The organism is Jannaschia sp. GRR-S6-38, assembly GCF_029853695.1.
In the GTDB taxonomy this organism is placed as follows: Bacteria; Pseudomonadota; Alphaproteobacteria; order Rhodobacterales; family Rhodobacteraceae; genus Jannaschia; species Jannaschia ovalis.
The window spans coordinates 633,101-651,113 of record NZ_CP122537.1 but is presented as its reverse complement, the minus strand read 5'-3'; the positions used below and the strand labels follow the sequence as shown (position 1 = coordinate 651,113).

Below are 18,013 nucleotides of genomic sequence, written 5' to 3'. Positions count from 1 at the left end.
CCTTTGACGTTGTATCCCCGCGGCGGGCTGTCATAGGCCCTCCGCGTCCCCATCTGATCGGCACGTGACCCGCGTCATCCAAGAAGGATCCAGACTTGGCCCCGACCGCTTCTCCCGACACCGCGCTGGCGATCCAGCTCGACTATCCCGACAATCGGCTGATGATCGACCTCGTGGGCCCGCATGGCGCCCACCTGGCGCAGATCGAGCAGCTGCTGGGCGTGCAGATCGTCAACCGGGGCAACACGCTGGTCGCCCATGGCGAGGCCGCCCCCGAGGCGGAACGGGTGCTCAACGCGCTCTATGCGCGGCTCGAGGCGGGCAAGCAGGTCGATATGGGCGCGATCGACGGGCTGATCCGGCTGCGCGATGACGACGCCGAGGCGCGCGACGGCGACCAGACCGAGATGTTCCCGGGCCCCGCGCTCGAGATCCGCACCCGCAAGAAGACGATGGAGCCGCGCACCGAGGCGCAGAAGGCCTATACCCAGGCGCTGCTCGACAACGAGCTGACCTTCGGCATCGGGCCCGCGGGCACCGGCAAGACCTATATCGCCGTGGCCGTCGCCGTGTCGAAATTCATCACCGGCGAGGTGGACCGCATCATCCTGACCCGCCCCGCCGTCGAGGCGGGCGAGAAGCTGGGCTTCCTGCCGGGCACGCAGGACGAGAAGGTCGATCCCTACATGCAGCCGCTCTACGACGCGCTGAACGACTTCCTGCCCGGCAAGCAGCTGGCCAAGCTGCGCGAGGAGAAGCGGGTCGAGATCGCGCCGCTGGCCTTCATGCGGGGCCGGACGCTGTCCAACGCCTTCGTGATCCTGGACGAGGCGCAGAACGCGACGACGATGCAGATGAAGATGTTCCTGACCCGGCTGGGGCAGGGGTCGCGCATGGCCATCACCGGCGACCGCAGCCAGGTCGACCTTCCGCGCGGCGTCCAGTCGGGGCTGCGCGACGCCGAGTCGATCCTGACGGGCACCGAGGGGATCAGCTTCAACTACTTCACCGCCACCGATGTCGTCCGGCACCCGCTGGTCGCGAAGATCATCACCGCCTACGACGCCGAAGACACTCGGCGCGAGGCCGCGCGGGCGGCGCGCGAGGACCGGGGATGAGCTTCGACTACGACGCGCAGAAGGCCGAGACCGAGCGCATCTGGGCCGAATGGTCCGCCGCCCACGACCTGCCTGAGGCGGCGCGGGTCGATCTGCATTTCAAACCCGGCCCGGAAGCCGAAGCGACCGAGTTCATCGGCTGGCTCGAAGATCGCGGCTTCGAGGTGGAGCATTTTACCGACGATGACGGAGATCCCGACGGCGAGGTGATCGAGGCGCAGACGCCGACCATGACCCTCTCGGCCGCCGCGATCCACGCCGAGGAGCGCCGCACCACCGAGGCGGCGCTGCGTTATGGCTGGGTGCCCGACGGCTGGGGGTTCATGGTCGAATGACCGTCGAGACCATCATCGAGGACGAGCGCTGGAGCGATCTGGATCGACTGGCGGGCATCGCCATCCCCGCGGCGCTGCGCGGCGCGGGGCTCGACGGCGCGTTCGAGGTCGCGGTGCTGGGCTGCGACGACGCGCGCATCGCCGCGCTGAACGCCGAGTTCCGCGGCAAAGCCGCGCCCACCAACGTCCTCTCCTGGCCGTCGGAGGCGCGGGTGCCCGGCACCGCGCCGCGCGATCCCGAGCTGGGCGATATCGCCATCGCCATCGAGACCTGCCGCCGCGAAGCCGCCGCGCAGGGCAAGCCCTTCGAGGCCCATGTCATCCACCTGCTGGTCCACGCGACGCTGCATCTTCTGGGCCACGACCACGCCAATCCCGAGGAGGCCGAGGCGATGGAGGCGGCGGAGACTCGCATCCTACGGGAATTGGACCTTCCCGATCCCTATGCGGACGGTATATTGAAATCCGCCGGCCTCTGAGCCGGCCTGACAGGAGGGCCGACGGGTCCAATGGACAACGACGGATCGTCTAGGGCCGCGCAGAGCGCGCCACCCGATGACAGCCAGCCCGAGGACGGACAGCAGGCCATCGGCCCACGCCCCGGATTTCTCTCCCGCGTTTTCGGCGGTCTCATGACCGAGGCCGAACCCGAGACGCAGGACACCGAGCCCGCGAAGATGCCGGGCCTTCTCAACCTGCGGCTGAAGCGGCTGGACGACGTGCTGATCCCGCGCGCCGAGGTGGTGGCCGTGCCGGTCGACATCTCGCTGCCCGAACTGGTCGCGAAGTTCCGCGAAAGCGGCATGACCCGGATCCCGGTCTTCGAGAACACGCTCGACGAGCCGCTGGGCATGATCCACCTGAAGGATCTCGCGCTGAACCACGGCTTCAACGGCGACCGCGAGAAGCCGTTCGAGATGAAGCCGCTCCTGCGCTCGCTCATCTACGCGCCGCCCTCGATGCCGATCGGGGTGCTTCTGACGAAGATGCAGACCCAGCGGATCCACATGGCGCTGGTGATCGACGAATATGGCGGCGTGGATGGTCTGGTGACGCTCGAGGACCTGATCGAGCAGGTCATCGGCGAGATCGAGGACGAGCACGACCAGGAGGAAGGCAAGTTCTGGCGGCAGGAGAAATCCGGCTGCTACCTGGCCCTGGCGCGCACGCCGATCGAGGACTTCCAGGAGGAGGTCGGCTTCCGCCTCGTCGAGGAGGAAGACGAGGAGGAGATCGACACGCTGGGCGGGCTGGTCTTCATGCTGGCCGGCCGCGTGCCCGCGCGCGGCGAGGTCATCCCGCACCCCTCCGGCGCCGAGATCGAGGTCGTGGACGCCGATCCCCGCCGCATCAAGCGGCTGCGCGTGCGGATGCCGCAAGCCGTCTGACATGCATCGCCTGCGTGCCCTGATCCCGCCGCTGACCGGGCTGGCCGCGGCCTTGGGGCAGGCGCCCTGGTCGCTGTGGTGGCTGGCGCTGCCGGCCTATGCGCTGGGGATCGCGGCGATCGCCGGGGCCCGCCGGCCCTTCTGGGCGGCGCTGGCCTTCGGCGCGGCGCATTTCGCGCTGGCGCTGATCTGGATCACCGAGCCGTTCCGCGTCGATCCCGAACTGACGGCCTGGCTCGCGCCCATCGCGCTGGGCGGCGTGTCGCTGGGCTTCGGGCTGTTCTGGGCCGTGGCGGGCTGGGCGGGCGCGCGCCTTCTGGGCGGGCCGCTGGGCGTGGCCGTCGCGCTGGGACTGGTCGAGCTTCTGCGCTCCTACCTGCTGACGGGCTTTCCCTGGGCCCTGCCGGGGCACGTGCTGATCGAGTCGGCGGCGCTGCCCGCCGCCAGTGTCGCCGGGGCGCACGGGCTGGGGCTCGCGGTGCTTCTGGGGGCGGGGCTGATCGCGTCGCGGAGGGCCGTGGCGGGCGCGGCGGGGCTGGCGCTGTGGCTTCTGCCCTTCGCGCTGGGCGCGGCCCTGCCGTCTGCGCCGCAGGCCGCGGCCGATGCGCCGGTGGTGCGCCTGATCCAGCCCAACGCGCCGCAGCACCTGAAATGGGATCCCGACTGGATTGGCGTCTTCTTCGTCCGCGGGCTGGAGCTGGCCGCCGCCGCGCCGCGCGGGCCGGAGCCGGTGGCCACGATCTGGCCCGAGACCGCGCTGCCCGAGCTTCTGTCCTACAGCGCCGAGGTCCGCCCCATGGTCGCCCGCGCCGCCGGAACGCCGGTCGTGATCGGCGCGCAGCGCTACGATGCCGACCGCCGGCCCCGCAACACGATGGTCCTGCTGGACCGGGAGGGCGAGATCGACCTCGTCCACGACAAGTTCCGGCTGGTCCCCTTCGGAGAGTTCCTGCCGATGCAGGGGGTCTTCGAGGCGATCGGGATCGGACCGCTGGCCACCCGGCTGGCGGGCCGGTTCGCGCCGGGCGCGGGGCCGATCACCTTCGACCTGCCGGGCGTGGGGCCGGTCATGCCGCTCATCTGCTACGAGGCGATCTTCCCGCAGGACATCCCCCGCGTGGACCGTCCCGCCGCGATCCTGCACCTGACCAACGATGCCTGGTTCGGCACGCGGTTCGGCCCGCAGCAGCACCTGGCCCTGACGCGGCTGCGCGCCGCCGAGAGCGGGCTGCCGGTGCTGCGCGCAGCCAATACCGGCGTCTCGGCCGTCATTGACGCGCGGGGCCGGATGCTGGACGCGCTGCCGCTCGGCACGGCGGGATTCCTCGACGCCGCGCTGCCGCCGGCGCTGCCGCCCACGCCCTACATGGCCATCCGCGACTGGGGCGCGCTTGTGTTGCTCGCCGCCCTCGCGCTGGCCCTCTTCGTGGCGGATCGTCGGAAAGCGGTTGCCCGCAGGGCGAAACCTGCCTAGCCCGGCGCTGCCGCCCCAACGGCTTCCTGACGGGGCGCGCCATTCATATCGGAGCACCACCCCATGTCACCGCGAAGCAAGTACTCGTTCACCTCGGAATCCGTCTCCGAGGGGCATCCCGACAAGGTCTGCGACCGCATCTCGGACGCCGTCCTTGACGCGCTCCTGGCCGAAGAGCCCGAGGCCCGCGTGGCCTGCGAGACCTTCGCAACCACCGACCGCGTCGTGATCGGGGGCGAGATCGGCCTCTCCGACCAGGACAAGCTGGGCGACTACATGGGGCGGATCGACGGCATCGCCCGCGAGTGCATCCGCGACATCGGCTACGAGCAGGACAAATTCCACTGGAAGACCTGCGAGATCACCAACCTGCTGCACCGCCAGTCGGCCCATATCGCGCAGGGAGTCGACGCCTCGAACGAGAAGGAAGAGGGCGCGGGCGACCAGGGCATCATGTTCGGCTTCGCCTGCAACGAGACCGACGCGCTGATGCCCGCGCCGATCCTCTACGCCCACGCGATCCTGCGGCGTCTGGCCGAGGTCCGCAAGAACGGCACTGAACCCACGCTCGGGCCCGACGCCAAGTCGCAGCTCACCGTGGATTACCGTAACGGCAAGCCGGTCGGCGTCTCGTCGATCGTGCTCTCGACGCAGCATCTGGACCCGGAGATGACCAGCGCCGACGTGCGCGACGTGGTCGAACCTTATATCCGCGAGACCCTGCCCGAGGGCTGGATCGGCCCCGACACGGTCTGGCACGTGAACCCCACCGGCAAGTTCGTCATCGGCGGGCCGGATGGCGATGCGGGCCTGACCGGGCGCAAGATCATCGTGGACACCTATGGCGGCGCCGCGCCGCATGGCGGCGGGGCCTTCTCGGGCAAGGATCCGACCAAGGTGGACCGTTCGGCGGCCTATGTTGCGCGCTACCTCGCCAAGAACATCGTCGCCGCCGGGCTGGCCGAGCGCTGCACGCTGCAGCTCAGCTATGCGATCGGCGTGTCGCATCCGCTCTCGGTCTATGTCGACACCGATGACACCGGCGCCGATCCCGAGGCGATCGAGCGCGCGGTGCGCCGCGCGATGGACCTGACCCCGCGCGGCATCCGCACGCATCTGGGGCTGAATCGCCCGATCTACCAGCGCACGGCGGCCTATGGCCATTTCGGCCGCGCGCCGGACGCGGATGGCGGCTTCTCCTGGGAGCGGACGGACCTGGTCGAGGCGCTGAAGGCCGAGATGTAAGCCGCGCGGCGGGTCCCCGTCAGGCCCGCCAGCGATGCAGTACATCGCCGCCGATGGCCCGCGTCTCGACGAGGCGCAGGCGCGGCGCGTCCGCAAGCCGCGCGAGGCCCAGCGCGGCCAGCGCCGGGCGCCCCTCTGCCCCGATCGCGGCCCCGGCCGTGTAGCAGTCGAGCCGGTCCACCAGACCCGCCGACAGCATCTCGGCGGCCAGCGTGCCGCCGCCTTCGCAATAGACCCGCGTAAGCCCCGCGCCCCCGAGCGCCGCCAGCGCGGCGGTGATATCCAGCCCGCCGCCGGGCGCGGTGCCAACCCTGACGGTTTCCGCGCCCTTGGCCGCGAAGGCGTCGACCGTCGCGGGGGGCGCGTCGGCATGGACCAGCCAGACCGGCGGCCCGCCGTCGAACAGCGCGCCGTCGCGCGGCAGGTCCAGCTTGCGCGACAGCACCACGCGCACCGGCTGCGGGCCCGCGGCATGGGCGGGGCCGAAGCCCCGGACGGTCAGGCGCGGGTCGTCCTGCCGCGCGGTCCCGGCGCCGACCATCACCGCGTCGTGGCGCGCCCGCTGGGCATGAACATGGGCCCGGGCCTCGGGCCCGGTGATCCAGCGGCTCTCGCCCGCGGCGGTGGCGATCCGGCCGTCCAGCGTGCAGGCGAGCTTGAGCGTCACCATGGGCCGCCCGGCCGCGACGCGGGTCAGAAACCCCTGCTGCAACTCGCGCCCCGCCGCTTCGCGCACGCCCGCGGTCACCGCGATCCCCGCCGCGCGCAGCCGCGACAGGCCCGTGCCGTCCACGCGGATATCGGGATCGCGCATCGCCACAACGACGCGCGCGACGCCCGCAGCGATCAGCGTGTCGGCGCAGGGCGGGGTCTGGCCGTGATGGGAACAGGGCTCCAGCGTGACATAGGCGGTGGCGCCGCGCGCGGCGGCGCCGGCCTGGCCCAGGGCCACGACCTCGGCATGGGGGCGGCCGCCATCGGCGGTGCGCCCGCGCCCGATCACCCGGCCGTCCCGCACGATCACGCAGCCGACGGCCGGATTGGGCCAGACACGACCAAGCCCGCGCGCGGCCAGCGCCAGCGCGGCATCCATCCAGCGTTCGTCTTCGGTCACTGCTCGGACGGGCTGGGGGGACGAAGCTCGTGGACGAAGCTCTCGAAATCGTCCGCCGCTTGGAAATTCTTGTAGACGCTGGCGAAGCGCACATAGGCGACGGTGTCGATCCGGGCGAGGCTTTCCATCACGATCTCGCCGATGGATTTCGACGGGATATCCGTCTCGCCCATCGATTCCAGCCGTCGCACGATCCCCGAGATCATCTGGTCGATGCGCTCCGGCTCCACCGGGCGCTTCTGCATCGAGATGCGGATCGAACGCTCCAGCTTGTCGCGGTCGAATTCCTCGCGCTTGCCGTTCGTCTTGATGACGACGAGGTCGCGCAGCTGCACCCGCTCATAGGTGGTGAAGCGGCCCGCGCAGGCGGGGCAGAAGCGGCGGCGGCGAATGGCGACGTGATCTTCGGCGGGGCGGGAATCCTTCACCTGGGTATCCACGTTTCCGCAGAAGGGGCAGCGCATGGGCATCCTCCGGGTGGCGCCCCCAGCCGTGGCGGGCAGGGGCCATGTCTTGATGCAGGGCCACTGTGACGCCCCAAGGGTTGTGTGACAAGGCCCCGCCGCTCAAGCGTCGGGCGCGAAATGCGCCGCAACCTCGCGGGACTGCGGCCGGTCGCGATGCTCGAAGAGATAGAGGCCCTGCCAGCGGCCCAGCCGCATCCGCCCCTCCGCCACCGGCACCTGCAGCGAGCTGGGCAGCAGCATCGCCTTGATATGGCCCGGCATGTCGTCGGGCCCCTCGTAGGTATGCGTCAGATAGGCGAGCGACGGGTCCGTGCTGGGCGGCACGAGGCGCGATAGCCAGGCCTGCAAGTCGGTCTGCACCTCCGGATCGGCATTCTCCTGGATCAGGATCGAGCAGGAAGTGTGGCGGCAGAACAGCGTGAGCAGGCCGTCGGCGCGGGGCAGCCAGTCGGCGACCTGGCCCGTGAACTCGGTCAGGCCGGGGCCGCGGGTCGGGATGGTGAAGGTGGTCTGCGGCACGGGTCCTCCGCGGGTGGTGCGTCTCCCCTATAGCCGATGCGGGAGGCCGCGACAGGCGGCACCGCTCGCATCGGCGGGGCCCGGCGTGTCCGCGCGGTCCTGGTAACGCATCGTTGACGTAGCGGAAACGAAGGCGCAGGCTCGAAAGCCCATTCAGGAGGATTTTCCATGTCAGTCGCGCGCGTTACCGAGATTTCCGCCACCTCCACCAGCAGCTTCGACGATGCGGTGGCCCAGGGCATCGCCCGGGCCAACGAGACCCTGCGCAACGTCCAGAGCGCCTGGGTCAAGGAACAACAGGTGCGCGTCTCGAACGGAAAGATCGACCATTACCAGGTCAACATGATGGTGACCTTCGTCCTCGAAGACGGGGCCTGAGGCCCGGACAGCATAGCGGGACAGGTCGTCGCGGCGGCGGAACGGGCGGCGCGGGCCGACGTTCCCTTGGTGATCCGGCCGTCTCGGCCGCACCAACCCGAAGGAGGTCCCATGACCGACCGCACCGACCGCGAAGACCTGACCGACCATGGCGTGCGCCGCGCGCCCGATCCCGCCGCCGGGACGACGCATGACCCGAACTCCGTCACCACCGGAACCGAGGTCGAGCCGACCCGCGACGTCTTCCCGCCCAAGGGCGAGACCGCGACCGACAGCTGACGATAAGGGCCCCGGAGATCTCCGGGGCCTTTCTTTTTGGGCAGGCGGCTAGCGGAAGATGCTCTCGCCCTGCTCGTCGATGACCTGCCGGGCCTTCCCGAGCGACGCGGCCACCGCCGCCTCGCGGTCGCGCAGCGTATCCGCCCGGATCAGTTCGTGCCGGCGCCCGTCCTTCTCGATCACGGCGGCGATCCGAAATTCGCCGCCCGCCGCGATGGGATCCGGGGTGATCGTATAGCCCTGATAGCTCTCGCTCGGTGCCGCGGTCGGCTCGGCCTCGCGGCGGCCGCCGAAGAGGCGGGACAGAAGGGACATGCGTGTCTCCCCGGGTTGGCTGGATCCGACACGATGCTAGCCGCGACGCGATCGGGCCGGAAGACCGGGATGTGCTAGACTGCTCCTGTCACGACCCGCCCCCGATGGGCGCGGCGACGTGACGGAGGGCGTGGCATGGCCGACACGATCCAGTCCGAACGGCAGGGGTTCAGCGCCGCCGAGCTCGGCGCGATCGCGCATCTCTATCGCGGCGAGGTCTATCGCTCGACGATCTGGCGCCAGCGGCTGGACACGACGACGAACTGGGCGGTGGTCACGCTCGGCATCGCGCTCTCCATCGCCTTCGCCTCGCCCGACGCCTCGCCCCTGCCTCTGGTCCTGGTGGGGGTGCTGATCGTGTTCTTCCTCGCGCTCGAGGCGCGGCGCTACCGGTATTTCAACGTCTGGCGCGCGCGCTGCCGCTGGATGGAGACGCATATCTACGCGCCGATGCTCCATGACGGCGACCTGCATCTGGGCGAAGGCTGGCAGGAAACGCTGGCCGAGGATTACTGGCACCCGCGCTACCATGTCTCGCTCTGGGTGGCGGTGGGCCGTCGCATCCGGCGCAACTATTTCTGGATCCTGCTGATCCAGTCGCTCGCCTATCTCGGCAAGCTCTTCGTGCATCCGACCGCCGTCGAAAGCCCGGCGGAATTCCTGGCCCGCGCCGCGGTCGGGCCGGTGCCGGGGCAGGTCATGCTGGCGCTGGGCGGGCTCTACATCGTGACCTGGGGAACGGCGGCCGCCTTCAGCCTGCGCGACGACCGCCAACGCGCGGCGCGGCGGCGCGATCATTCGAGCATGGGATAGGGGCACCGCCAGGGGGCGCAGACGACCGCGATGATTAGTCCATGAAGGAGGATGACCGATGCACCTGTTCGACTTTGCCGATGACTGGAGGAGCTGGGAGGACCAGACCATCCTGCTTCACTTCTGGGAGGCGGCCGTGAATTTCGTCCTGACGGCCGTGGAGATGCCGCATCTTCTGGGGCTGGAATACGTGCTCGGGAACCAGGAGGAGATCATGGAGGCGTTCAACTCCGAGACGCGGGCGCAGGCCAACGGCGTCCGGACCGTGCTTCAGGAAGACTGGACCGGACTCGAGCCGCAATTGGCCCGCGTCGGTCTAACCCGCATGTCGCTGCGCGCCAAGATCGGCGGGCTCACGCGCCTGACGGCGGAGTGGGACCGGCTGACGGAACGGGCCGGCGGAACCGCGGCCTTTGCGACCGTCACCGGCCCGCTGCGCCGCCTGCTGAAGCGGACGCTCGCCTACCTGTTCGGCCTCGTGAACAAGATCATCGGCTCGCTCAGCCAGGTCATTCCCGGCGCCCATGCCCTCGGCGAGATCAAGGATCTCGTCGAGAACACGACCGATTTCGTGGGCGACATGCAGGACGCCTGACCGGCATCACTGGTCGAGGAAGCTCCGCAGCTTGCGGCTGCGCGAGGGGTGCTTGAGCTTGCGCAGCGCCTTGGCCTCGATCTGGCGGATGCGCTCGCGGGTGACCGAGAATTGCTGGCCGACCTCTTCGAGCGTGTGGTCGGTGTTCATCCCGATGCCGAAGCGCATGCGCAGCACCCGCTCCTCGCGCGGCGTCAGCGAGGCGAGGACCCGGGTCGTCGTCTCCTTCAGGTTCTCCTGAATGGCCGAGTCGAGCGGCAGGACGGCGTTCTTGTCCTCGATGAAATCGCCGAGCTGGCTGTCCTCCTCGTCGCCGATGGGCGTCTCGAGGCTGATCGGCTCCTTGGCGATCTTCATCACCTTGCGGACCTTCTCCAGCGGCATCTGCAGCTTGGCGGCCAGCTCCTCGGGCGTCGGTTCGCGGCCGATCTCGTGCAGCATCTGGCGGCCGGTGCGGACCAGTTTGTTGATCGTCTCGATCATGTGGACCGGGATGCGGATCGTGCGCGCCTGGTCGGCGATGGACCGGGTGATCGCCTGCCGGATCCACCAGGTCGCATAGGTCGAGAACTTATAGCCGCGGCGATACTCGAATTTGTCGACGGCCTTCATCAGGCCGATATTGCCCTCCTGGATCAGGTCCAGGAATTGCAGCCCGCGATTGGTGTATTTCTTCGCGATCGAGATCACGAGGCGCAGGTTGGCCTCGACCATCTCCTTCTTGGCCTGGCGGGCTTCTTTCTCGCCCTTCTGGACCTGATTCACGATGCGGCGGAATTCGTTGATATCGACGCCGACATACTGGCCGACCTGCGCCATGTCCGAGCGCAGCTCCTCGACCTTCTCGCGTGAGCGCTCGAACAGCGCCTGCCAGCCGCGGCCCGACTTCTCGGTCATGCGATCGACCCAGCCGGGATCGAGCTCGTGGCCGCGATATTCCTCGATGAACTCGCGGCGGTTGATGCGGGCCTGGTCGGCCAGCTTCACCATGCCCGAGTCGATCGACATGATCCGGCGGTTGATGCCGTAGAGCTGGTCGATCAGCGCCTCGATGCGGTTGTTGTGCAGATGCAGGCCGTTGACCAGTTCGACGATCTCGGAGCGCAGCTCCTGGTACTCGTCCTCCTCCGTGGCGGAGAAGCTGTCATCCTCGTTCAGCGTGGCCGAGATCCGCAGGTCCTGCATCTCGGCGAGGCGGGTGTAGTCGTCGGCGATGCGGTCCAGCGTCTCGAGCACGCGGGGCTTGAGCGCGGCCTCCATCGCGGCGAGCGACATGTTGGCGCCCTCGTCCTCGTCCTCGTCATCGTCGTCGGCGATCGGGTTGCCGTCGGCGTCGAGCTCGGTCTTGGCGCTATCGGTCTTGGAGTTGTCGTTGGCCGGCGCGGCGGTGCCGACGACGGGCGTGTCGCCCTCCTCCTCCATCTGGTTGCCGAAAGTCGTCTCGAGGTCGATCACGTCGCGCAGTAGGATGTCCTCGGACAGAAGCTCGTCGCGCCAGATCGTGATGGCCTGGAAGGTGAGGGGGCTTTCGCACAGCCCCAGGATCATCGTGTTGCGGCCGGCCTCGATGCGCTTGGCGATGGCGATCTCGCCCTCGCGGGACAGAAGCTCGACCGAGCCCATCTCGCGCAAATACATCCGGACCGGATCGTCCGTCCGGTCCAACTTCTCGGAGCTGCCATCGGTCGTGGCGACGTCGCCACCCTTCTTCGACGCGTCGACGACGGCGGTCGAGCCGGCGGATTTCTGATCGTCTTCCTCGTCTTCTTCGGCCTCCTCGGCCTCGACGATGTTGATGCCCATCTCCGAGAGCATCGACATGACGTCTTCGATCTGCTCGGACGACACCTGTTCCGGCGGCAGGACCTGGTTGAGCTGGTCGTAGGTGATGTAGCCCCGGGCGCGCGCCTCGGTGATCATCCTCTTGACGGCGGCCTGGCTCATGTCGAGCGAGATGTCGCCCTCGTTGTCCTGCTTCTGGTCGTCGGTGTCTTTGGCCATCCTACGCTCCTTGAGGCGTGGTCCTTCGAGAGGCTTCCCGCGAATCACTAACCCGATCTCGCCATTATCCGCATCCCGAATCACTTCTTACGCGGCTTCTTCCAGACCTCTGTGTCCAGAAGGCCCTGCAAGTATTCGGACATTCCCGCCGAGTCCTCGCTCGAATCATCATCTGTCCGCCGCGTCCGCTGAACCGCCTCCAGGCGGCGCGCGGCCTCGGCCAGACGCCAGGTCAGCGCCTCGTCGGCGCCGTCTTCGAAATCCTCCATCGCCTCGCGCCGTTCGCGGTCGGCGCCACGTCTGGACCTAAGTCGCGCCAGCGCGTCGTCGATGCAAAGCCGCGCATCCTCGACACTTCGCAGAACCGGAGAGATGCGGACATGGCGCTGAGCGAGAAGCGATTCAAGGGCATCCGGTCCCAGCATCGCGGCGGGATCGGCCGCCAGGTCCGCCGGGTCTGCGCGCAGGAGCGTCTCGACCAGCGCGGCGGTTCCGGGATTGGCCCAGGGGTCGCCCTCGATCCGGTCGGCGAATTCCTCGAGCAGGGCGGGCCAGCGGATGAGCCCGGCCAGGACCACCTGTTCCAGCAGGATCTCGGGCGCCATCGCACCCGACGCCAGGGCCGAAGCCCGCGTCGACGCGGTGGCCTGCGGCGGCGGCTGCCATCGCTTGCCGGGGGTCCAGGGCCGGAAGCCGCGGCCCTGCGGCCCGCGCGACGCGGCCGCGGGCTGGGGCGCAAGGCCGAAGAGCTCGGCCCGCAGCCGCGCGATTTCCTCGCCGTAGTGACGGCGCAGCCCCGGATCCTTGATCTGGCGGACGAGGGTGCGAAGCTCCTGGTCCAGCATGGCGCGGCGCTCCGGGCTGTCGAATACGCGGCCCTCGGTCGCCCGCTGCCACAGCAGCGCCAGCATCGGCTTGGCCGCGTCGATCACCGTCTGCATCGCCTCGGGGCCCTCGGCGCGGATTAGGTCGTCTGGGTCCTGTCCGGCGGGCAGGATGGCGAAGCGCAGCGCGTGGCCCGCCTCGACCAGCGGCAGCGCCAGATCGGCCACGCGCAGCCCGGCCTTCTGGCCCGCCGCGTCGCCGTCGAGCGCGACCACCGGCTCGGGCGAGGCGCGCCAGAGCATCTGCAGCTGCCGTTCGGTCACCGCGGTCCCAAGGGGCGCGACCGCCGCCTCGAACCCGGCCTGCGCCAGCGCGATCACGTCCATGTAGCCCTCGGCCACCAGCAGGGTCTGCCCCTTGCCGGCCGCGGCCCGCGCGGGCCCGATATTGTAGAGATTGGAGCCCTTGTCGAAGAGCTCGGTCTCGGGCGAATTGAGGTATTTCGCGCGGTCCTCGGGATCCATCGCGCGCCCGCCGAACCCGATGCAGCGGCCCCGCGCATCGCGGATCGGGAAGATGATCCGGTTGCGGAACTTGTCGAAGCGTTTGCCGCGATCGTTCTCGCCCGCCAGTCCCGCCGCCTCGATCAGCTCGAAGGCGATGCCCTTGGCGGTGAGCGCATCCGTCAGGCCAGTCCAGCCCGGGGGCGCGAAGCCGATCTCGAAGGTTTCGAGGGTAGCCTGCGTCAGGCCGCGCTGGTCGAGATAGGCGCGTGCCTCCGCCGCAGCCCCGGTGGCCAGCTGCAGCCGGAACCATTTGGCCGCGGCCTCGGTGACGCGGGCCAGTTCGGTCCGGCGGTCGGCCTTCTCGGCGGCTTTCGGATCGCGGGCGGGCATCTCCATCCCGGCCTCGGCGGCCAGCATCTCGACCGCCTCCATGAAAGAGACGTTCTCGCTCTCCTGCACAAAGCCGAAGAGGTTGCCCTTCGCCTGGCAGCCGAAGCAGTAATAGAACCCCTTCCGGTCATCGACATGGAAGCTCGCGGATTTTTCCTGGTGGAAGGGGCAGGGCGCCCACCAGTCGCCCTTCGCCTGGTTCGTTTTCTTCATGTCCCAGACGACCTTGCGCCCGACGACCGCGCTGAGGCTCAGCCGGTTGCGGAGGTCGTCGAGAAAGCTGTCTGGCAGGCGCATCTGTGACATATCGGACCGCCTCCGGGCAAAGTCCAGAAGCCGGGCGTCGGATGATGGAACCGATGACCCGGCGCCACGTTGGCCCTGCGATGAACGCCCGCCTCCTCATATCCCGCCTCCGGCGCTTCGGCCGCGGCCGCGCCGGCTCGATCGCGGTCGAGTGGGTCGTCCTGTCGGCCGCGATGGTCGGGCTGGGCGTGGCTATGCTCGCGGGGCTCTAGCCTCGGCGCGCGGCGACGCCGCGCATCGCGCGTGTCAATTCATGCACCGCGCTGCCCGCCATCGAGCGGAAGACGAGGATCCGGAAACTTCGCTCGTCGATCCGGTGGAACAGCGCGTTCATATGCCCCAGCAGCGAGCGGGCGCTGCGGCCCGGCTTGAAGATCGCGGGGTTCAGGTCGAGCGGTGTCAGCCGGGCCAGCACCTCCGCCGCGTCTTCGCCCGACAGAACCATCACGCACCAGCCATCCGTCTGATCGGCCTGCGCCGCCCCGGGCTGCGGCGGGGGCGGGGGCCCGATATGCAGCGCCTGGCGGCGGCCCGACCAAAGGGTCAGACCGGTCTCGGTCGCCACGCTCTCGCCCGGCCCGGGCAGTGCCGCCGACCCGTCCCAGGCGGTGAGCGCCGTGATCGCGTCGGGCCATTCTTCGGACAGGCTGCAGCGGCCGTGGGTCGCGGGCAGCAGGTCGGCGGCGGGGGCGCGCGCGGTCAGGTCAGTCACGGGCGCGTCCTCCCTCGGGGTCGAACTGGACCGGGTCGCAGATTTCCGCCTCGCAGCGATGCCCGCGCAGATGGTCGATCAGCAGCACCCGCTCGCCATGCCGCGCGCGGCCGTTCAGAAGGAAACCCAGCGCGATGTAACGGCCCAGCGCGGGCGAGAAGCACGGCGAGGTCACGTAGCCCTGGTCGTTGGCCCGGGTCGGCGCGTCGCCCTGGCGGAAGAGGTGCGCGCCGGCGGTGATCTTCGTGGTCGCATCCAGCGCGCGCAGGCCCACCATCTCCTCGCGGTCGGTCCGCAGGGCGGGCCGGCGGCTCGCGGCTTTGCCGATGCAATCCTTCTTGGCCGAGATCATGCGGTCCATCCCGATATCGAAGGCGCTGACCCGGCCGGTGATCTCGGAATGGGTCACGAAGCCCTTCTCGATGCGCAGGACGTTCAGCGCCTCCATCCCGTAGGGCCCGCCGCCCAGCGCCTCGGCCCGCGCCACCAGCTCGTCCCAGAGCGCGGCGCCGTAGCGGGACGGCACGGCGATCTCGTAGGCATGCTCGCCGGAGAAGGAGATGCGGAACAGCCGGCCCGGCACGCCCCGCACGGTGACGGGGCCGCAGCCCATGAAGGGGAATGTCTCGGCCGTGACGGGCTCGGCCACGACCGCCTGCACCAGCTCGCGGGCCCGGGGCCCCGCGACCGAGAACTGCGCCCAGGCCTCGGTGGTCGAGACCAGCGCGACGCGCCAGTCGGGGCGCAGGCATTGCGCGACGAATTCCAGATGCCGCATCACCGGCCCCGCCGCCGCGGTGGTGGTCGTCATCACGAAATGCTCGGGGCCCAGCCGCGCGGTGGTGCCGTCATCCATCACCAGCCCATCCTCGCGCAGCATCAGCCCATAGCGCACGCGCCCCGGCTTCAGCGTCGAGAAGCCGTTGGCGTAGACGAGGTCGAGAAGGGCGGCGGCGTCCGGTCCCTGGATGTCGATCTTGCCCAGCGTCGACACGTCGGCCACGCCCACGCTCTCGCGCACCATCGCGGCCTCGCGGGTGCAGGCGGCCAGCCAGTCCTCGCCGGCCTTGGGGAACCAGCCGGGCCGATACCAGAGCCCGGTCTCGATCATCGGCGCGCCGCGGTCGCGCATCGCCGGGTCCGAGGTCGTGCGTCGCGCGGGCGCGAAGCCCGCGCCTTGCGCGCCCGCGCCCATCGCGCTGATCGGCACCGGCACGAAGGGCGGGCGGAAGGTGGTGGTCCCGGTCTCGGGAATGCCGCGCCCGGTCGCGTCGGCCAGGATCGCCAGCGCCGCCACGTTCGAGCTCTTGCCCTGGTCGGTCGCCATGCCCTGCGTGGTGTAGCGCTTCATGTGCTCGACCGAGCGGAAGTTCTCCGTCGCGGCCTGGTGGATATCCTTGACGGTCACGTCGTTCTGGAAGTCGAGCCAGGCGCGGTGGCGCGCATCCCGCGGCGCCTCCACGGCCCAGAGCGGCGCGATGGCGCCGGCGTCTCGCCGCGCCTCGGGGATCGCGACAGTGCAGGGCCGCGCGTCCCACCCGCGCAGGCACGCGACGGCGGCGTCGCGGCCGCTTTCCAGCGCGGCATGGGTGTCGAACCGGCCCGCCGCGGCGCCCGCGACCTGCAGGCCGGGCACCGCGCCGTCCCGGGGCAGGAACGCGGCGAGGGGCGCATGCCATTCGGGCCGTGCGCCGGTGTGGCAGGTCAGGTGGATCGTCGGGTTCCAGCCGCCCGAGACGCCCAGCGCGTCGCAGGCGAGCTTGCGGGTCCCGGAGGCGGTGCGGATCTCGACGCCGGTCAGGCCGAGGCGGCCGGTGCTGTTCGTGACCTCGCCCCGGATCAGCGGGTAATCGCCCTGCGCCGCGACGCCTTCGCGCGGGTCGATGACGGCGGCGATCTCGACCCCCGCCTCCATCAGGTCCAGCGCCGTGCGATGCGCGTCGTCATTGTTGGCGAAGACCGCGACGCGTTCGCCCGCCGCGACGGCCCAGCGGTTCGCATAGGCGCGCAGGCTGCCCGCCAGCATGATGCCGGGGCGGTCGTTCACGGGAAACGCGACGGGCCGTTCCAGCGCGCCGGCCGCCAGCACCGCGCGGCGTGCGGCGATGCGCCAGAAGCAGTCGCGCGGCAGGTCGGGATGCGGATCGGGCAGGTGGTGCGAGACCCGCTCCAGCGCGCCGTAGGTGCCGCCGTCATAGGCGCCGGTGACGGTGGTGCGGGTCATGATGCGGACGCCTGCCGCGCGCAGCCGCGCCTCCATGGCCGCGACCCACTCCGTGCCGGGTCGGCCGTCCACGGTCTCGCGCTCGGCCAGCAGTCGGCCGCCCGGGCGGTCGGCCTCCTCGCAGAGGATCACGTCCGCCCCGGCCTCGGCCCCCGCCAGCGCCGCCATCAGCCCCGCCGGTCCGCCGCCGATCACCAGCAGGTCGCAATGGGCGAAGGCCTTCTCCTGGCGCCACGGGTCCGGCTGGCCCGACAGGGCGCCCAGCCCGGCCGCGCGGCGGATGATCGGCTCGTAAAGCTTCTCCCAGGCCGCCTTCGGCCACATGAAGGTCTTGTAGTAGAACCCCGCCCCGAGGAACGGCGCGGCGAAATCGTTCACCGCCATCGCGTCGCGGGCGAGCGAGGGCCACGCGTTCTGGCTGCGCGTCTCGAGCCCGGCGAAGACCTCCTGCACGGTGGCGCGGGTGTTGGGCACGGCGCGGGCGCCGGAATGCGTGGTGATGAGCGCATTGGGCTCGGCGCTGTCATGGGTGAGCGGCCCGCGCGGGCGGTGGTACTTGAAGCTGCGCCCCATCAGCTTCGTGCCCGCCGCCAGCAGGGCCGAGGCCACGGTGTCGCCGGGATGCGCGTCGTAGCGGCGCCCGTCGAAGGTGAAGCGCAGGGTCGTGTCGCGGTCGATCAGCCCGCCGGTCTTCAGCCTCACGCCGTGCCCTCCCGCGCGAGGCGCACCGAAAGCACGTCATGGGTGACGGTGTCGCGCTCGACCAGGAGCCAGGCGCCGCAGCCGGCCTCGTGCTGCCAGAGGTCGCGGGTCGGCCCGGCGGGATTGTCGCGCAGGTGCAGATAGGCGTCCCAGGCCTCGGACCAGTCGGGATCGGCGGGGCGGTCGAGATAGGTCTCGTGGCCCATGTAGTAGAACTCCCGCCGGTCGCGGTCGCCGCAGAGGGGGCATTTCAGGCGCATGACGCCCCCTTCCGGTCTGGCCCTGCGTCCGGAACCGAGACGAGACC

Annotated in this window: 20 protein-coding genes and 1 riboswitch; of the genes, 11 read left to right on the top strand and 9 right to left on the bottom strand. The window is 70.1% G+C overall.

The features are described 5' to 3' along the window. Positions 1 to 161: 161 nt before the first annotated feature. The 6 genes from P8627_RS03315 to metK all read left to right on the top strand — a co-directional run bounded on the left by P8627_RS03315 (position 162) and on the right by metK (position 5,560). Entirely contained in the window at positions 162 to 1,118 is a 957-nt protein-coding gene (locus P8627_RS03315; RefSeq protein ID WP_347882306.1) for a PhoH family protein, read from the top strand. Then, positions 1,115 to 1,453 (top strand): ribonuclease E inhibitor RraB, encoded by a 339-nt coding sequence (locus P8627_RS03310; protein WP_279966132.1) that lies wholly within the window; start codon positions 1,115 to 1,117, stop codon positions 1,451 to 1,453. Before P8627_RS03315 ends, P8627_RS03310 begins: the two co-directional genes overlap by 4 nt. Next, complete coding sequence (gene ybeY, locus P8627_RS03305; protein ID WP_279966131.1) at positions 1,450 to 1,932, top strand: rRNA maturation RNase YbeY; 483 nt, start codon at positions 1,450 to 1,452, stop codon at positions 1,930 to 1,932. Before P8627_RS03310 ends, ybeY begins: the two co-directional genes overlap by 4 nt. Before the next feature lie 30 nt (positions 1,933 to 1,962). Next, complete coding sequence (locus P8627_RS03300) at positions 1,963 to 2,841, top strand: hemolysin family protein (RefSeq protein ID WP_279966129.1); 879 nt, start codon at positions 1,963 to 1,965, stop codon at positions 2,839 to 2,841. Position 2,842: 1 nt separating this feature from the next. Beyond that, a complete protein-coding gene (lnt, locus tag P8627_RS03295) occupies positions 2,843 to 4,315 on the top strand; it encodes an apolipoprotein N-acyltransferase (protein WP_279966127.1) in 1,473 nt (490 codons plus the stop codon). Between the two features lie 7 nt (positions 4,316 to 4,322). Then, a riboswitch (SAM-SAH riboswitch) is annotated at positions 4,323 to 4,371 on the top strand. Between the two features lie 7 nt (positions 4,372 to 4,378). Then, complete coding sequence (gene metK / locus P8627_RS03290; protein ID WP_279966125.1) at positions 4,379 to 5,560, top strand: methionine adenosyltransferase; 1,182 nt, start codon at positions 4,379 to 4,381, stop codon at positions 5,558 to 5,560. 19 nt (positions 5,561 to 5,579) lie between these two features. Here metK and ribD read toward each other — a convergent pair whose 3' ends face one another. The 3 genes from ribD to P8627_RS03275 all read right to left on the bottom strand — a co-directional run bounded on the left by ribD (position 5,580) and on the right by P8627_RS03275 (position 7,660). Next, positions 5,580 to 6,653, bottom strand: a complete 1,074-nt coding sequence (ribD, locus tag P8627_RS03285) for a bifunctional diaminohydroxyphosphoribosylaminopyrimidine deaminase/5-amino-6-(5-phosphoribosylamino)uracil reductase RibD (protein ID WP_279967533.1) — start codon at positions 6,651 to 6,653, stop codon at positions 5,580 to 5,582. A gap of 17 nt (positions 6,654 to 6,670) precedes the next feature. Then, a complete protein-coding gene (gene nrdR, locus P8627_RS03280) occupies positions 6,671 to 7,138 on the bottom strand; it encodes a transcriptional regulator NrdR (protein ID WP_279966124.1) in 468 nt (155 codons plus the stop codon). Between the two features lie 102 nt (positions 7,139 to 7,240). Further along, positions 7,241 to 7,660, bottom strand: coding sequence for a secondary thiamine-phosphate synthase enzyme YjbQ (locus P8627_RS03275; RefSeq protein WP_279966122.1), 420 nt, complete (start codon positions 7,658 to 7,660; stop codon positions 7,241 to 7,243). A 168-nt stretch (positions 7,661 to 7,828) separates the two neighbouring features. Between P8627_RS03275 and P8627_RS03270 the strand changes: the two genes are divergently transcribed. Both P8627_RS03270 and P8627_RS03265 read left to right on the top strand, forming a co-directional pair. After that, on the top strand, positions 7,829 to 8,038 hold the full coding sequence (locus tag P8627_RS03270) for a dodecin family protein (protein ID WP_279966120.1): 210 nt from the start codon (positions 7,829 to 7,831) through the stop codon (positions 8,036 to 8,038). A 111-nt stretch (positions 8,039 to 8,149) separates the two neighbouring features. Next, the gene (locus P8627_RS03265) at positions 8,150 to 8,317 is read left to right on the top strand and encodes a hypothetical protein (protein ID WP_279966118.1); all 168 of its coding nucleotides are present in this window, start codon (positions 8,150 to 8,152) and stop codon (positions 8,315 to 8,317) included. A gap of 48 nt (positions 8,318 to 8,365) precedes the next feature. Here the strand turns inward: P8627_RS03265 and P8627_RS03260 are convergent, their stop codons facing one another. Next, the gene (locus P8627_RS03260; RefSeq protein WP_279966116.1) at positions 8,366 to 8,632 is read right to left on the bottom strand and encodes an HlyU family transcriptional regulator; all 267 of its coding nucleotides are present in this window, start codon (positions 8,630 to 8,632) and stop codon (positions 8,366 to 8,368) included. Between the two features lie 135 nt (positions 8,633 to 8,767). Here P8627_RS03260 and P8627_RS03255 point away from each other — a divergent pair, with 135 nt between their 5' ends. Together P8627_RS03255 and P8627_RS03250 are read left to right on the top strand one after the other, a co-directional pair. Further along, on the top strand, positions 8,768 to 9,445 hold the full coding sequence (locus P8627_RS03255; protein WP_279966114.1) for a DUF2270 domain-containing protein: 678 nt from the start codon (positions 8,768 to 8,770) through the stop codon (positions 9,443 to 9,445). Positions 9,446 to 9,503: 58 nt separating this feature from the next. Beyond that, on the top strand, positions 9,504 to 10,040 hold the full coding sequence (locus P8627_RS03250; protein ID WP_279966112.1) for a hypothetical protein: 537 nt from the start codon (positions 9,504 to 9,506) through the stop codon (positions 10,038 to 10,040). Between the two features lie 6 nt (positions 10,041 to 10,046). On the opposite strand, the gene rpoD is transcribed toward P8627_RS03250, so the two are convergent. After that, positions 10,047 to 12,041, bottom strand: coding sequence for an RNA polymerase sigma factor RpoD (rpoD, locus tag P8627_RS03245; RefSeq protein WP_279966110.1), 1,995 nt, complete (start codon positions 12,039 to 12,041; stop codon positions 10,047 to 10,049). Between the two features lie 80 nt (positions 12,042 to 12,121). Then, positions 12,122 to 14,059 (bottom strand): DNA primase, encoded by a 1,938-nt coding sequence (gene dnaG / locus P8627_RS03240; RefSeq protein ID WP_279966108.1) that lies wholly within the window; start codon positions 14,057 to 14,059, stop codon positions 12,122 to 12,124. Positions 14,060 to 14,148: 89 nt separating this feature from the next. Here dnaG and P8627_RS03235 point away from each other — a divergent pair, with 89 nt between their 5' ends. Continuing rightward, complete coding sequence (locus P8627_RS03235; RefSeq protein ID WP_279966106.1) at positions 14,149 to 14,280, top strand: hypothetical protein; 132 nt, start codon at positions 14,149 to 14,151, stop codon at positions 14,278 to 14,280. Here the strand turns inward: P8627_RS03235 and P8627_RS03230 are convergent. Genes P8627_RS03230 through P8627_RS03220 form a run of 3 tightly spaced genes read right to left on the bottom strand, consistent with a single transcriptional unit; the run spans position 14,277 to position 17,966 of the window. After that, positions 14,277 to 14,780, bottom strand: coding sequence for a sarcosine oxidase subunit gamma (locus P8627_RS03230; protein ID WP_279966105.1), 504 nt, complete (start codon positions 14,778 to 14,780; stop codon positions 14,277 to 14,279). The two genes, P8627_RS03235 and P8627_RS03230, sit on opposite strands and share 4 nt — an antisense overlap. Then, the gene (locus P8627_RS03225; RefSeq protein ID WP_279966104.1) at positions 14,773 to 17,706 is read right to left on the bottom strand and encodes a sarcosine oxidase subunit alpha family protein; all 2,934 of its coding nucleotides are present in this window, start codon (positions 17,704 to 17,706) and stop codon (positions 14,773 to 14,775) included. Before P8627_RS03225 ends, P8627_RS03230 begins: the two co-directional genes overlap by 8 nt. Then, entirely contained in the window at positions 17,703 to 17,966 is a 264-nt protein-coding gene (locus P8627_RS03220) for a sarcosine oxidase subunit delta (protein ID WP_279966103.1), read from the bottom strand. Before P8627_RS03220 ends, P8627_RS03225 begins: the two co-directional genes overlap by 4 nt. Positions 17,967 to 18,013 lie beyond the last annotated feature (47 nt).

What these genes read in the sequence shown, in the direction of transcription:
- P8627_RS03315 (WP_347882306.1), top strand. Translation starts at nt 162, where the DNA reads ATGATCGACCTCGTGGGCCCGCATGGCGCCCACCTGGCGCAGATCGAG.
- P8627_RS03310 (WP_279966132.1), top strand. Translation starts at nt 1,115, where the DNA reads ATGAGCTTCGACTACGACGCGCAGAAGGCCGAGACCGAGCGCATCTGG.
- ybeY (WP_279966131.1), top strand. Translation starts at nt 1,450, where the DNA reads ATGACCGTCGAGACCATCATCGAGGACGAGCGCTGGAGCGATCTGGAT.
- P8627_RS03300 (WP_279966129.1), top strand. Translation starts at nt 1,963, where the DNA reads ATGGACAACGACGGATCGTCTAGGGCCGCGCAGAGCGCGCCACCCGAT.
- lnt (WP_279966127.1), top strand. Translation starts at nt 2,843, where the DNA reads ATGCATCGCCTGCGTGCCCTGATCCCGCCGCTGACCGGGCTGGCCGCG.
- metK (WP_279966125.1), top strand. Translation starts at nt 4,379, where the DNA reads ATGTCACCGCGAAGCAAGTACTCGTTCACCTCGGAATCCGTCTCCGAG.
- ribD (WP_279967533.1), bottom strand. Translation starts at nt 6,653, where the DNA reads ATGGATGCCGCGCTGGCGCTGGCCGCGCGCGGGCTTGGTCGTGTCTGG.
- nrdR (WP_279966124.1), bottom strand. Translation starts at nt 7,138, where the DNA reads ATGCGCTGCCCCTTCTGCGGAAACGTGGATACCCAGGTGAAGGATTCC.
- P8627_RS03270 (WP_279966120.1), top strand. Translation starts at nt 7,829, where the DNA reads ATGTCAGTCGCGCGCGTTACCGAGATTTCCGCCACCTCCACCAGCAGC.
- P8627_RS03265 (WP_279966118.1), top strand. Translation starts at nt 8,150, where the DNA reads ATGACCGACCGCACCGACCGCGAAGACCTGACCGACCATGGCGTGCGC.
- P8627_RS03260 (WP_279966116.1), bottom strand. Translation starts at nt 8,632, where the DNA reads ATGTCCCTTCTGTCCCGCCTCTTCGGCGGCCGCCGCGAGGCCGAGCCG.
- P8627_RS03255 (WP_279966114.1), top strand. Translation starts at nt 8,768, where the DNA reads ATGGCCGACACGATCCAGTCCGAACGGCAGGGGTTCAGCGCCGCCGAG.
- P8627_RS03250 (WP_279966112.1), top strand. Translation starts at nt 9,504, where the DNA reads ATGCACCTGTTCGACTTTGCCGATGACTGGAGGAGCTGGGAGGACCAG.
- rpoD (WP_279966110.1), bottom strand. Translation starts at nt 12,041, where the DNA reads ATGGCCAAAGACACCGACGACCAGAAGCAGGACAACGAGGGCGACATC.
- dnaG (WP_279966108.1), bottom strand. Translation starts at nt 14,059, where the DNA reads ATGCGCCTGCCAGACAGCTTTCTCGACGACCTCCGCAACCGGCTGAGC.
- P8627_RS03235 (WP_279966106.1), top strand. Translation starts at nt 14,149, where the DNA reads ATGAACGCCCGCCTCCTCATATCCCGCCTCCGGCGCTTCGGCCGCGGC.
- P8627_RS03220 (WP_279966103.1), bottom strand. Translation starts at nt 17,966, where the DNA reads ATGCGCCTGAAATGCCCCCTCTGCGGCGACCGCGACCGGCGGGAGTTC.